The organism is Lysinibacillus sp. JNUCC 51 (assembly GCF_015999525.1).
Taxonomy (GTDB): domain Bacteria; phylum Bacillota; class Bacilli; order Bacillales_A; family Planococcaceae; genus Lysinibacillus; species Lysinibacillus xylanilyticus.
In genome coordinates this window covers 1,476,045-1,492,117 of the sequence record NZ_CP065545.1, presented here as the reverse complement: position 1 = coordinate 1,492,117, position 16,073 = coordinate 1,476,045, and the positions used below count along the sequence as shown (strand labels likewise).

Below are 16,073 nucleotides of genomic sequence, written 5' to 3'. Positions count from 1 at the left end.
GAATGTACGCGTTAAGGAAGTGATAATTTGAATGAATTAAAAACTGCTATCATCGATATAGGCTCAAACACCATTCGATTAGTATTGTATCAATACGATAAGGAAGAGGGACTTCGTGAGATTGGAAATATTAAAACGGTTGCACGTTTACGTACATATTTACAGCCCTCTGGTGAAATGTCTGAAGAAGGTATACAAGTATTAACAGAAACATTATTGACTTTTAAAGCAATGCTCGATGATTTTGAAGTGACTGATGTTAAAGCTGCTGCAACAGCTGCTATCCGTCAGGCAACAAATAGAGCAGAAATTATTACTTTAATGAAAAAACGGACAGGCATTCATATAGAGCTTTTATCTGAAGAAGAAGAGGCATATTATGGCTTTGTTGCTGTAGCGCATTCAGTAGGCACGAAGTCCGGTGTAACTATCGATATTGGTGGTGGTAGTACAGAAATAACTCTTTTTGAAAATAAAGAACTACAGAAGTCTTATAGTTTTCCTTTTGGTACAGTTTCTTTAAAGCAACGTTTTGTAAAGGGCGAGATTATGAATGGAAGTGAAAAAAAGGACCTCATTGCTTTCGTTAAAGAACAGTTCAAATCACTTCCGTGGATCCAGGATATCGGATTACCGATTATCGCAATTGGTGGTAGTGCTCGAAATATTGCCCAAATTCATCAGCAAAAACATGCATATCCAATAGCAAGTGTACATGGCTACGAAATGACTAAGGAAAATTTAGATGAGCTCAGTCTGTTTTTAGGTAATTTAAGCTTTAATGAATTGAAACAGTTAGATGGGCTTTCGGCAGATCGTGCGGATATCATCGCTCCAGCACTAGATGTTTTCAATGTGTTAATGGAGGTTGTCGGCAGTAAATTGTTTCAGATAACAAAAAAGGGTTTGCGAGAAGGACTCATTATACAGCGTATTTTGCAAACAGATAAAAGTGCGTTTGATAAGAACAATGTGTTTGAGGGAAACGCTAAAAGATTGGCTAGGCAGTATGGTCGAACTGAAAAAGAAATGGACTATTTGACGCGTTTAACGGATCAATTGTACCGTGAATGCTGCCACTTTGGTTATTTACAACATAATCCAAAAGATTTGGGATTATTGGCGAAAGCAGCAAAGGTTTTTAATATAGGGGAGTATATTGAGTTAAGTTCGGCGAGCCAGCATACCTTTTATTTAATTGCGAACCAATCTATCGATGGGCTAAATCATATGGAACGTGTGAAATTAGCATTCTTAGCCTCGTATAAAAATAAAGATTATTATCAGCGATTCGCAGCTCCTTTTACAGAATGGATGAGTCGTGAGGAATATCGTAAAATACGAGACTTTGGCGCACTTTTAAAATTTGTCTATGCGTTAAATGTATCTAAAAGAAAGATTGTACGTACCATTAAAATGCAAACAAAAGAGGATTATGTTCAACTTAACATCTATGTGAAACACAATGCAGCCGCTGAAAAATATCAGGCAAATCGACATAAAAAACATCTAGAACGCGCACTAAAAATACCTATAAAAATAAACTTTATTGAAGAAGGGTTGAACACTTATGACAACTGAAGTTACGAAGAATCAGTTAAGTGAAGGGGATTTAACAGAAATACAAGGTCGTTTACTAGAGGAAATCGCTAAGCCACAATACTATAATAATCGTGAATTAAGCTGGCTAGCCTTCAATGAACGAGTTTTAGAGGAAGCAGAGGATGTCAATAATCCTCTGCTAGAACGATTGAAGTTTTTAGCAATATTTAGCTCGAATCTAGATGAATTTTTTATGGTGCGTGTTGCAGGTCTACAGGATCAGGTACGTGCAGGTTTCCATAAGCCTGAAAATAAGTCAGGCTTAACACCAAAAGAACAATTAGCTAAAATTGCAGAGCGAACTCAGGCATTAGTGCGCCGACAAACTGAAGTTTATAGACATTTAATATATGATTTATTACCACAACATAATGTACATATAGCAGACATGAAAGACTTAAATAGTACACAGAAAGCATTCGTCAATGAAATGTTTGCAGAAACCATCTTCCCTGTTTTAACACCTGTAGCTGTAGATGCGTATCGTCCTTTTCCAACTTTGTTAGGTAAAACATTAAATTTACTTGTTTTATTAGAGCAAGATGAAGCAGACTTAGAAAATCGTGAAAAGGTAGCGATCGTACAAGTTCCGTCTGTTTTAGATCGTTATATTAAAGTACCATCAGCTGACGGAGAGACAGTAATTGTCTTATTAGAAGACGTGATTGTAGCCCATATCGAAAAGCTCTTTTATGGTTACAGTGCCAAATCAGCACAGGCTTTCCGTTTGACACGTAATGCTGATTTAACGATTCATGAGGAAGGTGCAAGAGATTTACTTGTAGAAATAGAAAAAGAGCTGAAAAAACGCAAATGGGGTGTAGGCAGCCGTCTAGAAGTTCGTGAGGGCGAGATGAGTGAGGAAGTTCTTACATACTTACTTGATGAATTTGAAATTGAAGAAACAGATGTCTTTCATATAGATGGACCGCTAGATTTAACATTTATGTTCTCATTTGTAAAAGGAATATCTGTTGGTCGAGAACATTTAGAATATGAAAGTTTTATTCCACAGCCACCATTAGATTTGCAATCGGATGAAAATATTTTTGAAAAAGCTCTGCAACAAGATATCTTTTTCCATCACCCATATGAGTCGTTTGCGCCGATTGTAGATTTTATCTCAGAAGCGGCCGTTAATCCGAACGTTTTAGCAATCAAACAAACTTTATATCGTGTTAGTGGTAATTCACCCATTATACAAGCATTAAAGCTCGCGGCGGAAAATGGGAAACAGGTAACGGTGTTAGTTGAATTGAAGGCACGTTTTGATGAAGAAAATAATGTGCATTGGGCAAAGCAACTTGAGCAAGCTGGCTGCCTAGTCATTTACGGTATGAATAACTTAAAAACACACTCGAAAATAACGCTTGTTGTAAGCCGTCGCAATGGAAAAATTGAACGTTTTGTACATCTTGGAACAGGGAATTATAATGATGCAACTGCAAAGATCTATACAGACATGGGTATAATAACGACAGACAAGGAGTTTGGCATTGATGCTACTAACTTCTTTAACTATTTAAGCGGTTATACAGAAAAGCCAACTTTTAATCATTTAGTCGTAGCGCCATTCGATATTCGAGATGAATTTATCCAATTAATGGATGAAGAAATTGCTTGTCATAAGGAGCATGGGAATGGTTTTATTCGAGCTAAAATGAATTCACTAACGGACAAAGACTTAATGATGAAGCTGTATGAGGCGTCCATTGCAGGTGTGAAAGTAGAGCTTATCATTCGTGGTATTTGTTGTCTAAGACCAGGAATCCCTGGAATTAGTGAAAACATAACAGTAACTAGTATTGTTGGTCGTTTCCTTGAGCATTCTCGTATTTATTGGTTCCATCATAATGGTGAAAATAAAGTGTACTTATCTTCTGCAGATATGATGACTCGTAATATGATTAAACGAGTAGAAATTTTATTCCCTGTATATGCAAGCGAAGCAAAAGCTCGTATTATTAACATAATGAATACACAACTTGAGGATACGGCAAAAGCTCGTATTCAAGACTCCAATGGAAAATATCATTATAAAGAGTTTGATCGTGGTGAAGATCCGATTAATAGTCAGGAAATTTTCCTAAAGGATGCACTAAAACCTACGCTAGACGAAGAATAAAGCAAACACGCTACTTAGTGAGGGATATAATGAAAAAATATAAAGAGAGTGTAGCGCAATTTGCGGACTATCAATTCATACAACTCAACCCATTTGATGCTGTCGTATGTTTGAGAAAAGTTGATACAACAGCGTTTGAAGTTGTTAATTTTAACGAAAAGCTACCGTCATTTATCAAGCTACAAGATGTGAAAGCCACCAACGCAGAACAATTTTTTACGGAGCAATGCTGGCTGCAATTATTGAATATATTACAACAAGAGTTCAATATAGACCAAAGTTTAACGGAATGTACGGAGCACAAAGTAAAAACATTTGCTGTTCGTGTACAGCCCTTAGAAAAATCAGTTATAGCAGTTATTCTACGAGAGAAACAGAATGAAGTAGAACCGTATTTGCAATTTGTGGAACAGCACTTAAGTCCGGTATTAACAACTGATTTACAAGGTTGCATTATTCACGAAAACGTTGTTGCCACTTCTCTATTGTCAAAAGAACATCAAAGCTTGATAGGTCAAAATATTTTTTCATTATTAGAGAATCAGTATATCAACGAATTTAAATTATTATTTGCAAAAACTATTGAGGGCGCAGCCTTTGGTATGCCCAAATGCATGTTTAAACGTCAATTGCTAAGTAAAGAACCATTTTATTTAAGAACGCATCCAACGTACTTTAATGGTGAAATTATAGGTGTACATTTATTTGTGAAAGATGCCACTTCATTTATGAATGACCATGAGGCCTTTTATTACCTAGCATTAATGGATGAATTAACGGGTATTTGGAATCGCAAGGCTTTTAAGGAGCACTGGCTTCAGCATTTAAATGATAAAAAGCAAAATAAGCAAGTGGCTATTATTTTAGTGGATATTGATCGCTTTAAAAAGTTTAATGAATCCCTTGGTGAAAGTAAGGGTGATGAGCTTATGCGAATGTTTAGTCATAGACTTCGTGAGCTCTGTTACTCTAAATGCTCGCTTTATCGTTATAATAGCGATGAATTTATTTTTGTTCTAAAAGATGCAACCGTCAACAAAATTGAGCATACGGCTAATGCTATTTTAGACGCATTAAAACAGCCATTCATGATTGATGGGCAGGAATATTTTATTAGCGTGTCTATTGGTATCTCACTCAGTCCAGCAGATGGCAAGGATTTAGAAACACTTGTACGTAAAGCGGATAAAGCATTGTTTTCTGTAAAAGAGCATGGTCGTTCACACTACCGTTACTATCGTGAAGATATGACAACTATTTTTCCAAATGAAGCTCTGATGGAAGCCCATTTACGTCGTGCTATCGAATTTAATGAGCTAAGTATTCATTTACAGCCACAAATGGATTTAACGAATAATAGCATTAATAGCTTTGAGGCGTTATTACGATGGAATAATCGGAAATTTGGCTTTGTGTCTCCTGCACAGTTTATACCTATTGCAGAGGCATCAGGCTTAATAATTGAAATAGGTGATTGGATTATTGAAGAGGTGTGTCGCTATCAAAAAGAGTGGCAGATGAAGGGCTATCGACCAGTACGTATTGCCATCAATATATCACCAAAACAATTTAGAAAAGAAAACTTTGCTCGGAAAATTAAAACTGCCTTGAAAAAATATAATGTGCCACCTGAATTATTAGAGGTGGAAATTACCGAAAGCTCCATGACTAATGTCCATGAAACATTTTCAATTTTAACCGAATTGAAGCAACTAGGTGTTTATGTTTCAGTTGATGATTTTGGAACTGGTTATTCATCTTTAAGCTATTTAAAGCGTTATCCGATAGATATTATAAAAATTGATCAATCATTTATAGCTGATATTACGAAAGATGATAAAAATGAGGCAATTATTAAGGCCATTATTTCAATGTCCCATAATTTGGGGTTAGAGGTCATCGCTGAAGGGATCGAGGAACCATCACAGGTTGATTTCCTAAAACGTCATTATTGCCAAAAAGGCCAAGGCTTTTTATATAACAAGCCATTACCTGTAGAAACCATTGTTAATAAATATTTTGTTAGCTAATGAAATCAAAAAAAGTAGCACTTCATCATAGATTGGATGGAGTACTACTTTTTTTACAATTTAGAGGATATCTAAGCAAAACGAAGTAAACCTGATAAAAAGGACATAACCGGATCACTTCTCCGGGAAACCGATCAAAAAAGGGCATAACCGGATTATATCTTCGGTCAACCCGAATAAACGGAGATAAAACCTGCGCACCCCCTTTTAAAATTAGCTATTTATTTTTTACTTTTAATCCATCTAACACAATAGCTGTAAATTGCGACATTTCCGCTGATAAATCAAAGTCTTCATTATGAATTAACCAATCATAAACATTCGCACGCATACAGCGTTGAATAATTACTTGAATTTGACTAACCTCTAAATCGTGACGAAACTCTCCAAGTTGAATACCTTCTTCGATGTAAGTGTTCATAATTTGGAAAATCATTCTTTGTGGATTTATTAAATAATGATCTTGTTCCACTTGATTTGTCATCGCAGCAGTATACACTGTTCGTAATAAATCTTTTCCAACAACATTTGTTAAATACTTCATTTGTTCTTGATATAGCAATAAAATTTTTTCACTTGCGGGCAATGTACGATCAATATTTTTTTCCACAGAGCCATAAAAACTATCTAGCTCCTTGAATTTTTCTAAAATAACATCGTACTTAGATGGGAAATGGGTGTAAAACGTTCCCTTTGATACATTACATGCTTTAGTAATTTGCTCAACAGATACATGCTCGAATCCATGTTTATTAAATAAATCTAATGAAACTTTGAGTAATTTTTCACGTGTTTCTAATGCCTTTTTTTGACGGCTCGTCAATGAATTCATACTGGACAATCCTCTCGAGTTAACGTATTCTAACATATCTTTCACGGAAAATATTCTGAAAATAAAATTTTTTTGATTGACGTAAAGGATTTATTTTTATTATCATTTAATTGACCGCGGTCAATGACTATGGTCGATTAATGAATTATGTTATTAATGTTACGATAAAAGAGTAGAGTTTGGCTAGTGTTCATTGGATTTTCAAGGAACGGGGGAGGTCAATAATGACGGAGAAATTAGGTTTTATCGGCTTAGGCAATATGGGGTTACCGATGTCAGTAAATTTATTAAAGGCTGGTTATAAGGTTTTTGGCTTTGATACTATTTCACAAGCAATGGAGCAATTTAAAAAAGAAGGTGGAGTTGGACTTGCGACAGCCAAGGAAGTTGCTGAGCAAAGTGATATTATCATGACGAGCTTGCCAACACCACAAGTAGTGGAACAAGTATATAGATCTGAACAGGGTATAATGCATCATGCTAAAAAAGGAAGTTTATTAATAGACTTTAGTACAGTAAATCCTGAATTGAATGAATCCTTACATAAGGAAGCACAATCAATGGGTTTACGTTATCTTGGGGCACCTGTTAGTGGAGGAGTTATAGGTGCTATTAATGCAACACTTACGATCATGGTTGGTGGTGAAGAGGATGATTATCAAAGTGGGTCTGAAATATTCCGAATAGTGGGAAAAAACATTTATCATCTTGGTACGTCTTCAAGTGTAGGTACACGAATAAAATTACTCAATAATTTAATGATTGGATTTTATACAGAGGCAGTCGCTGAAACAATCGTACTTGGTGAAAAGATGGGTATCCATTCAGATACGCTGTATGAAGTATTAAGTAATAGTTATGGTCAAAGCCGTATTTATGAACGTAATTTTTTAGAATACATGAAAAACGACAACTATCAGCCAGGTTTTTCTACAAATCTATTATTAAAAGATTTGAAGCTAGCAAAAAATATGGCAGAAGAGGCAGGGGTACCACTTCGAATCGGGAATAAATTAGTGGATCTTTATAATGATATATCTCAGCAAGGATATGGAGAAAATGATATGTCTGCGGCTTATTTAAGTTTAAAAGAAGAATGTAAAATTGAACAATTTTAAAGGAGGACAATAAATATGACAACAGCACATGAGGTTAAAACATTAACACATTTCATTGGTGGGGAACTCATTGAAGGAAGAAGTAGTCGCTTTGGTTCTGTATACAATCCAACGACGGGTGAGGTGATTGCCAAGGTGCCGCTAGCAACTGTAGAAGAAACTCGGGAGGCAATCAATAAGGCACAGGTAGCATTTCCACAATGGAGAGATACGTCAGTAGCTAAACGTGCTGAGATTGTATTAAAGTTCCGTAATCTTATTACTGAAAATATGGAGGAGCTTTTAAAAATCATTTGTACAGAAAGCGGTAAAACCATTGAGGATGCAAAAGGCGAAGTTACACGTGGTTTGGAGTCTGTTGACTTAGCTATCAATGCACCTCATTTAATGAAGGGGGAGTATTCAGTCAATGTTGGCGGTGACATTAATGCTTACTCTGCAAAATATCCATTAGGTGTTGTAGCGGCTATTTCACCATTTAACTTCCCGATTATGGTGCCTTTAGCGCAAACGAGTATGGCAATTGCTGTCGGTAATGCAGTTATTTTAAAAGCCTCCGAACGTGTTCCTATGACCGCCTTATATGTTAGCGAGCTTTGGAAAAAAGCTGGTTTACCAGATGGCATTTGGACGGTTGTAAACGGAGATAAAGATGCAGTTAATGAACTATTAGAAAACCCGAGTGTGCAAGCAATTTCTTTTGTTGGATCGACACCCGTTGCCAAATATATTTATGAGACAGGCTCGAAATATGGTAAACGTGTCACAGCCCTAGGTGGAGGAAAAAACAATATGGTTGTTATGCCAGATGCAGATCTTGACCAGGTAGCAAATGCATTTATCGGTGCAGCTTATGGAGCAGCATCTCAACGTTGTATGGCAATTTCTACGATTATGCCTGTTGGAAAGGATACTGCAGATCGTCTCGTTGAAATCTTAAAGGAAAAAATCGCTAACCTGAAGATAGGCTCATATACAGATCCAGAGACAGATTTTGGTCCTGTCATTTCTCAGCAATCGAAGGAAGCGATTATTGCTGCTATCAATCGAGGAGAGTCTGAAGGTGCAACCGTAATTTGTGATGGTCGCGAACTTGATATTGTCAAAGAATCTAAAGGATTCTTTGTAGGGCCTACATTGCTAGATAACGTAAAACCAGGCATGGAAATTTATGAACAAGAAATTTTCGGCCCGGCTCGAAATGTTGTACGTGTTGATTCATTGGATGAAGCCATCCAACTTATTAATAAGCATGAGCTCGGAAATGGGGTAACAATCTTTACGAATGACGGTTTAGCAGCTCGTAAATTTACAACAGAAATCGATGTTGGGATGGTTGGCGTAAATGTCCCAATTCCTATTCCAGTAGGCTACCATAACTTTGCTGGATTTAAAGGTTCTCGTTTTGGAGAGGGGCATATGTTTGGTCCAGATCAGGCACGCTTCTTTACAAAAACAAAAACAATATCGGAGCGTTGGATGGCAGGTCAAGCATCGACGGCGTCTACGTTTGCATTCCCAAGTAATAACGACTAGTTCATATGAAGAGCTGTATTCTTTTACAGCTCTTTCTTTCTAAAAGAATAAGAGGGGGATTTGGATGTTAGAATACATTGGGCTTTTTGGTAGTTTAGCTTTACTTGTGTATTTAACAATGAGGGGCGTAAATTTACTGATTACAGCACCATTGACTGCATTGATAGCAGCATTAACAAATGGTCTAGCATTTTTTCCACAAACAGCTGATGAGAATCAAGCTAACTTCTTAACAAGTTATATGGATGGGTTCACTGGATTCGTTGGTTTATGGTACTTAATGTTCATGGCAGGAGCCATTTTCGGAAAGGTAATGGAAGATACGGGAGCAGCTGATAGTGTTTCTAAATGGATTGTAGAAAAAATTGGAGTGAAATATGCAGCCTATGCAGTAGTAGCTGCAGCAGCAGTACTAACGTATGGTGGTGTCTCAGTGTTTATCGTAGCCTTTTCTGTATATCCAATGGCTATCAGTTTATTCAAACAAGCTAATTTCCCTCGTCGCTTTATTCCTGCAGCACTTGGCTTAGGTTCTGTAACCTTTACGATGACCTCAGCAGGTTCACCGGAAATTCAAAACTGGATTCCTATTCCGTACCTTGGTACAACGCCATATGCTGGATGGGTAGTAAGTTTAATTGTGGCAATTTTTATGGCTACTTGTGGATCACTATGGCTAAATTGGATGATCAAACGTGCAGTAAATAAAGGAGAGATATTTATTGCTCGATCTACTGATCCAGTTGTTGACGAATCTCGTAAACTTCCAAGTCCAATTTTAAGTATCGTACCACTAGTAGTAGTTTTAGGCATTTCCTTTGTGTTCCACGAATCTCTAGGAACTTCAGCCTTAATTGTAGCATTAACAAGCGGATGTATTATGGCATATCTAGTGAGCTATAAATATTCCAAGTCTGTCGGTGCGACACTAACAGCTGGTGCTATGGGGGCCATTGTAGCTATCGCTAATACGGCAGCTGTAGTTGGTTTCGGAGGTGTGGTGAAAGCTACACCGTCATTTTTAGCAACTGTTGACGTTATGACTAATATTCCAGGAAGTCCGTTAATTGGCGGTGCGTTAGCCATCGCTGTAATAGCAGGTTTAACAGGCTCGGCTTCGGGCGGTCAAACAATTGCATTGCCTTTACTTGCTCCACACTATATTGACATGGGAGTCGATACGGAGGCATTGCACCGTACAATTGCTATTGCATCAGGTTCTCTCGATTCATTGCCACACGGTGGTTATGTAGTAACAACCATCAATTCGGTATGTAATGAAAAGCATAAGGATGCTTATATGCCATTTGGTGCTTTAACCGTCATTATACCTATCATAGGTACGTTGATCGCTATCATATTATTCTCACTTGGAATGTAGGAGGGTATTGCGTGAAAGAAAAAACAGTTTTTATAACTGGAGCAGCCCGTGGTATCGGGTTATCCATGGCACTAGCGTTTGCTGAGCAGGGAGCGAATGTAGTAATAACAGATATTAATGAACAGCTTTTAGCGGAGGCAATTAAACACAATCCGCAATTAACCGCATACACATGTGATGTTACGAATGAACAGGCAATATGTGATGCGATTGACTTTACTGTTGAAAAGTTTAAGACAATAGATATTTTAATCAACAACGCAGGGTTTCAACATGTTTCTCTTATAGAGGATTTCGCGACAGAAATCTTCGAATCCATGCAAAAAGTAATGCTTGTTGCACCTTTTATAGCAATAAAATATGTCTTACCGCATATGAAGAAAAATAAGTTCGGACGCATTATTAATATGGCATCTATTAATGGAGTTATTGGGTTTGCTGGTAAGGCCGGATACAACGCAGCCAAACATGGACTTGTCGGTCTAACGAAAGTGGCGGCACTAGAGGTTGCAACTGAGGGGATAACAGTTAATGCGATTTGTCCAGGGTATGTCGACACAGAATTAGTACGTAATCAGTTTACGGATTTAGCAAAGACAAGAGGCATTCAAGTAGAGGAAGTGCTCGAGCAGGTGCTTTATCCACTCGTTCCTCAAAAACGCTTACTAGATGTATCAGAAATTACAGGACTTGCGCTTTATTTAGCTAGTGATATGGCAAAGGGTATAACAGGTCAAGCAATAATTTTGGATGGTGGTTATACAGCACAATAGCTTAGGGGGATTAGATATGATACAAACAAAAACAATCTATACGGTTCATTCGCCAGGAACGATCGTTTATGGACGAGATTCTTTTGAAGAAGTAGGCGTATATGCAAAAAAATTGGGGACTAAGGCTCTTATCATAAGTGATCCAATAATGGATAGCTTAGGCTTTGTTAATCAATGTAGCACTTTATTAAGAGCTAGTGGATTGGAAGCGGTTTCATATTTAGGTGTAACAACGGAACCAGTGGATACGTATGTAGCAGAGGGACTTCATATTTTACAATCAGAGGGTTGCGATATTATTATTTCCGTCGGTGGCGGAAGCTGTATCGATACAGGAAAAGCAATCGCAGTAGTTGCAACGAATGATGGCTATATTGGCGATTATATGAAAATGGCAAAAATTGCAGAGCAAGCACCGATTCCACATATCGCAATACCGACAACAGCAGGAACTGGTTCAGAAGCAACCGATGCAACCGTCATTACTAATACGAAAAATGATGTGAAAATGATGATTAAGCAGCCTGCATTTATGCCAAACATCGCTATTGTAGATCCGATTTTAACGGTTACATCTCCACCCTCTATCACTGCGGCGACTGGTATCGATGCATTAAGTCATGCCATCGAAAGTTATTTATCTCGTTTAGCACATCCGTACTCGAATGTACTTGCATTATCAGCCATGGAGTTAATTGTTAATAATATTTTAAAAGTTTATGAGCAAGGTAATGATATTGAAGCTCGAGAAGCGATGTCGCTAGGTTCAATGCAAGCAGGTCTTTCATTCTCAAATGCTTCTGTCGCTTTAGTACATGGCATGTCTCGTCCAATAGGAGCGCTATTCCATGTGCCACATGGTATTTCAAATGCTATGCTCCTGCCAGCGGTTTTAGAATTTTCAAAGGATGCTTGTGTCGATCGGCTGGCGGATTTAGGTGAATTTTTTAATAAAGAGAATGAGCAGTTGTCTCAAGAGGAGCTTGCCGATTTAGCTATAGTTTCGATTAAGGACATGTGCAAGAAGATGGAAATAGGGAATTTAAAACAATGGGGAATTGATGAACAAGCCTTTTATGAAGCTATTCCAAAAATGACAGCTGATGCAATTGCCAGCGGTAGCCCTGGAAATAATCCTAAGATTCCAACACAAGAAGAGCTAATGGACCTTTATAAAATTGCTTATCATTATGAGTTTTAGAAATTTGAACTGTCTAAAATAGAGATACAAATTATATGTAATTTGTATCTCTATTTTTATTGTTTAGGAAAAATGTACCAATTAATCAATGAGTGTGTTATGATTTTGAAAATTCGAATAAAGGAGTGGGGATTAATGGAGGAATGTTTTATTTGCAATAAACATGCCGGCAATATACAAGCTTCAGGGGTCATGATTTATGAAGATGAATATGTTTATGTTGGGCATATAGACAGTGATGGAGCGCCCAATTATTTAGGTCATATCATGATAGATTTAAAGAGACATGCCCCTACTCTGGGAGATATGACTATAGAAGAGGCACAAGCATTTGGTGTTATTATGGCTAGAGTTAGTAAGGCAATAATGGAGTGTGAAAAGGCAGAGCATATCTATGCATTGGTCTCTGGAAACTCAGTAGCACATTTGCATATGCATTTAGTTCCCCGATATCCTAATACCCCCAAACAGTATTGGGGACCAAATGATGTTTATGACTGGGAAGATGCTCCGATGGGCGACAATAGCGAAGTTGTTAAAGTTTGTACACGTATTAGATCATATCTGGAGAATAATGCAGATGAGTGATTCTATAGAAGATTTTAGTTGGATAGGTAGCCAAGATGACTTCGTAGATCATCCAAATGTTTATCAAATTAAACATGTTATTGTTGGGCGATATGGTGGGAACTCCGATGCAGGACAATATAAAAACGAAGATGGTTGTTTAGTATGGCTCGATGAAAAGCAAGATTGGGAATTTTCCGTAATACTGGATGCTCACAATACATCTGAGAGTGCTCAAATAATTATCGAGCAATTTTTTTATTATAAAGATGAAATTAAATATTTATTATCATTACCGACAACCTATCAAACCTTTAAAAGGCTTGAAGAGAAGATTTTAACTTTATTTCAAACTAAAGAGTTCTTGTCTAGATGCAGGAATATTACTGGAGAAACTGCGTGTTTAATTGTCGTAAGAAAGGATAAATATGTATGGTGGTTTTCAGTTGGAGACTGTGTTCTTTTTTTATTTCATCAAGAATTGGCTGCATTAGGTCAGTTTCAATTAAATCAAAGGCAATTTTACGAATGGATAGGACAAGTCAATACTTTCGAACAGGACGTCCCTTGCTATAGTGTTGGAATTAAAGAACTAAGAAAAGGAGAAAATCGCCTTATTCTTACCACAGATGGCTTGCTTGAATGTCCTCATGAACCATACTCTAACCCTATTAACATTTATAATTCCTTCTTTAACTCTGAGGATCAACAGAGCGTCTGGTCAATGTTAAAGAATATCAAAAAAAATGGTGTCAGAGATAGCACCACCATAATTTTTTGGAAAGTTAATATTGCAAAGGAAGCCACTAGAGCAAGTAATCAATAAGCAAGTCTTTAATCCCCGCGCGGGACGGTGGAATACCCTTGGAAGAGAAGCGGATCCCCGCGCGCGCCATTGATTTACCCGAGAAAGTAAAGTGAATACCTCTTCAACTTAAGAACCTAATTAGAACTACTTCCTACCATTTTACAGAATTAATATGACATATAGGAGAAAATATAGTAATATTTTATATGAATCATCATTCATTTTTCAAAGGGGGAAATCGTATGTTGCAGGGGAAAACAATTATTATTACTGGCGGATCAAATGGAATGGGTCTTTATATGGCAAAGCAATTCGTTGCGGAAGGGGCAAATGTTGTTATTACAGGTCGTAGCGAGGAGCGATTAGCTGAGGCGAAGGCCTTTATTTTAGAGGCAGGAAAAACGATTGAAACATTCCAAATGGATGTTCGAGTGCCTGAACATGCTGAGGCAATGCTAGCATTTGCTATTGAAAAGTTTGGACAAGTTGATGGTCTTGTGAATAATGCGGCTGGTAATTTTATAGTGCGTGCAGAGGATTTATCACCAAATGGTTGGAAAGCTGTTGTTGATATTGTTTTAAATGGGACATTCTATTGTTCTTCGGCAGTCGGTAAGTACTGGATTCAAAATAATATTAAGGGATCTATTCTTAATATGGTTGCCACTTACGCATGGAATGCAGGTGCTGGTGTTATTCATTCTGCGGCGGCTAAAGCAGGTGTATTGTCATTGACTCGAACACTAGCTGTTGAATGGGGGAAACAATATGGCATTCGAGTAAATGCGATTGCTCCTGGTCCAATTGAGCGTACAGGTGGTGCAGAAAAGCTCTGGGAGTCAGAGGCTGCAGCTGCCCGTACACTAGACTCAGTTCCATTAGGTCGTACCGGTACTCCTGAAGAAATTGCAGATTTAGCTACATTTATTATGTCTAATAAAGCAAGTTATATGAACGGTGAATGTGTGACACTTGATGGAGGGCAATGGCTCAATCAGTATCCATTTTAACTTCTTTAAGCAAGTGTTATCTGCGCGAAAGCGAAGCGACAGCAGTAATTATGCCGAGGCATAATTCATAACAAAAATCTTTGCATAATGGAGAGCCGGGTTGACGCATACTAAGGGCAAAGAAAGGAGTTTTGCCTATGGGTATGTGGTTAATACCGGCTCTTATTGCCATTACGATTATTTCTGTCATTTCGTTTGTGTCAACGCTTAAAATTGCCAAGATGACGTCCCAACGGAAATCAGAAAATGATACGCCGATTTCAGAAACCGTTGAAGAGTATGCGACAATGCTCAATCCAGTTGTTTGGGTATATATCATTTTTTTACTTTTTTTAGGGATAATGATTTTTTATTACTGGAGTAAAGCAGGATATTAATTAAAATAATATTTTCATTCAGTTCATATTTTATAATATGGCTGAATGAAGATATTTCTCCATCGCCCTCAAATATAACCCTCGTTATATATGTACTTTCCATACTTAGTTTTGTTCAAAATGCTAAAATAATTCGTTGCTTCTAAAAAACTCTTCTCGGCCTTGTCGTGGTCATAAAAGGAATAGTTATGATATGATAAAAGGGAAGCATCCTGTTCTGCAAAGCGAGGACAGAAAAGGAGAAGAAGTTCATGATTTCAACTAACAGCAAAGACTTATTAGCAATGCCAATTAGTGATTTTATTATTTCATCTGAAAAGGTTGCGCATGTACAAAGTGGAAATAGCGCGGAACATGCACTCCTAGTACTAACACGTACAGGGTATTCATCGATACCTGTTTTAGATTTGAAATATCGACTTCAAGGTTTACTAAGTATGAAAATGATTACTGAATCCATTCTTGGACTAGAACATATTGAATATGAAAAGTTACCCGATATTAAAGTGGATACAATAATGGAGAAAGATATTGCTGTATTAAAGATGACGGATACTTTTCAGCGAGCTCTCGACTTAGTTATTAATCACGCCTTTTTATGTGTTGTGGACGAAGAAGGAACTTTTGCGGGAATATTAACGAGACGTGTTATATTAAAACAATTGAAAAAATATATTTATCAAAAAGAGTAGTAGTTTAAGAGGGGACTCAGA

The 16,073-nt window shown here is 37.3% G+C and carries 14 protein-coding genes; 13 read left to right on the top strand and 1 reads right to left on the bottom strand.

The genetic code is table 11. The features are described from left to right. Nucleotides 1-27 precede the first annotated feature (27 nt). From JNUCC51_RS07505 to JNUCC51_RS07495, 3 genes are read left to right on the top strand one after another with little or no spacing between them, the layout of a single operon-like run. Nucleotides 28-1,581, top strand: a complete 1,554-nt coding sequence (locus JNUCC51_RS07505) for a Ppx/GppA family phosphatase (RefSeq protein ID WP_337991470.1) — start codon at nt 28-30, stop codon at nt 1,579-1,581. Next, nucleotides 1,571-3,727: an RNA degradosome polyphosphate kinase gene (locus tag JNUCC51_RS07500; RefSeq protein ID WP_337991469.1), complete on the top strand. Its 2,157-nt coding sequence runs from the start codon at nt 1,571-1,573 to the stop codon at nt 3,725-3,727. The genes JNUCC51_RS07505 and JNUCC51_RS07500 overlap by 11 nt, the downstream gene beginning before the upstream one ends. A gap of 29 nt (nt 3,728-3,756) precedes the next feature. Further along, a complete protein-coding gene (locus JNUCC51_RS07495) occupies nt 3,757-5,757 on the top strand; it encodes an EAL domain-containing protein (RefSeq protein WP_337991468.1) in 2,001 nt (666 codons plus the stop codon). Between the two features lie 217 nt (nt 5,758-5,974). On the opposite strand, the gene JNUCC51_RS07490 is transcribed toward JNUCC51_RS07495, so the two are convergent. Further along, nucleotides 5,975-6,589, bottom strand: coding sequence for a TetR/AcrR family transcriptional regulator (locus JNUCC51_RS07490; RefSeq protein WP_337991467.1), 615 nt, complete (start codon nt 6,587-6,589; stop codon nt 5,975-5,977). Nucleotides 6,590-6,813: 224 nt separating this feature from the next. Here JNUCC51_RS07490 and JNUCC51_RS07485 point away from each other — a divergent pair, with 224 nt between their 5' ends. From JNUCC51_RS07485 to cbpB, 10 genes are all read left to right on the top strand, one after another. Further along, nucleotides 6,814-7,707, top strand: coding sequence for an NAD(P)-dependent oxidoreductase (locus tag JNUCC51_RS07485; protein WP_337991466.1), 894 nt, complete (start codon nt 6,814-6,816; stop codon nt 7,705-7,707). A 15-nt stretch (nt 7,708-7,722) separates the two neighbouring features. Then, nucleotides 7,723-9,243, top strand: coding sequence for a CoA-acylating methylmalonate-semialdehyde dehydrogenase (locus JNUCC51_RS07480; protein ID WP_337991465.1), 1,521 nt, complete (start codon nt 7,723-7,725; stop codon nt 9,241-9,243). Nucleotides 9,244-9,307: 64 nt separating this feature from the next. Then, nucleotides 9,308-10,624, top strand: a complete 1,317-nt coding sequence (locus tag JNUCC51_RS07475) for a GntP family permease (RefSeq protein WP_337991464.1) — start codon at nt 9,308-9,310, stop codon at nt 10,622-10,624. Nucleotides 10,625-10,635: 11 nt separating this feature from the next. Next, complete coding sequence (locus JNUCC51_RS07470) at nt 10,636-11,397, top strand: 3-hydroxybutyrate dehydrogenase (protein ID WP_337991463.1); 762 nt, start codon at nt 10,636-10,638, stop codon at nt 11,395-11,397. Nucleotides 11,398-11,413: 16 nt separating this feature from the next. Next, complete coding sequence (locus tag JNUCC51_RS07465) at nt 11,414-12,598, top strand: iron-containing alcohol dehydrogenase (protein ID WP_337991462.1); 1,185 nt, start codon at nt 11,414-11,416, stop codon at nt 12,596-12,598. Between the two features lie 135 nt (nt 12,599-12,733). Beyond that, complete coding sequence (locus JNUCC51_RS07460; RefSeq protein ID WP_337991461.1) at nt 12,734-13,186, top strand: HIT family protein; 453 nt, start codon at nt 12,734-12,736, stop codon at nt 13,184-13,186. Next, nucleotides 13,179-13,991, top strand: a complete 813-nt coding sequence (locus tag JNUCC51_RS07455; protein ID WP_337991460.1) for a PP2C family serine/threonine-protein phosphatase — start codon at nt 13,179-13,181, stop codon at nt 13,989-13,991. Before JNUCC51_RS07460 ends, JNUCC51_RS07455 begins: the two co-directional genes overlap by 8 nt. A 224-nt stretch (nt 13,992-14,215) precedes the next feature. Continuing rightward, nucleotides 14,216-14,983, top strand: coding sequence for a 2,4-dienoyl-CoA reductase (gene fadH, locus JNUCC51_RS07450; protein WP_049668243.1), 768 nt, complete (start codon nt 14,216-14,218; stop codon nt 14,981-14,983). Nucleotides 14,984-15,120: 137 nt separating this feature from the next. Further along, nucleotides 15,121-15,360 (top strand): short-chain dehydrogenase, encoded by a 240-nt coding sequence (locus JNUCC51_RS07445; protein WP_337991459.1) that lies wholly within the window; start codon nt 15,121-15,123, stop codon nt 15,358-15,360. 251 nt (nt 15,361-15,611) lie between these two features. Then, nucleotides 15,612-16,052, top strand: coding sequence for a cyclic-di-AMP-binding protein CbpB (cbpB, locus tag JNUCC51_RS07440; RefSeq protein WP_337991458.1), 441 nt, complete (start codon nt 15,612-15,614; stop codon nt 16,050-16,052). The last annotated feature ends 21 nt before the right edge of the window (nt 16,053-16,073 follow it).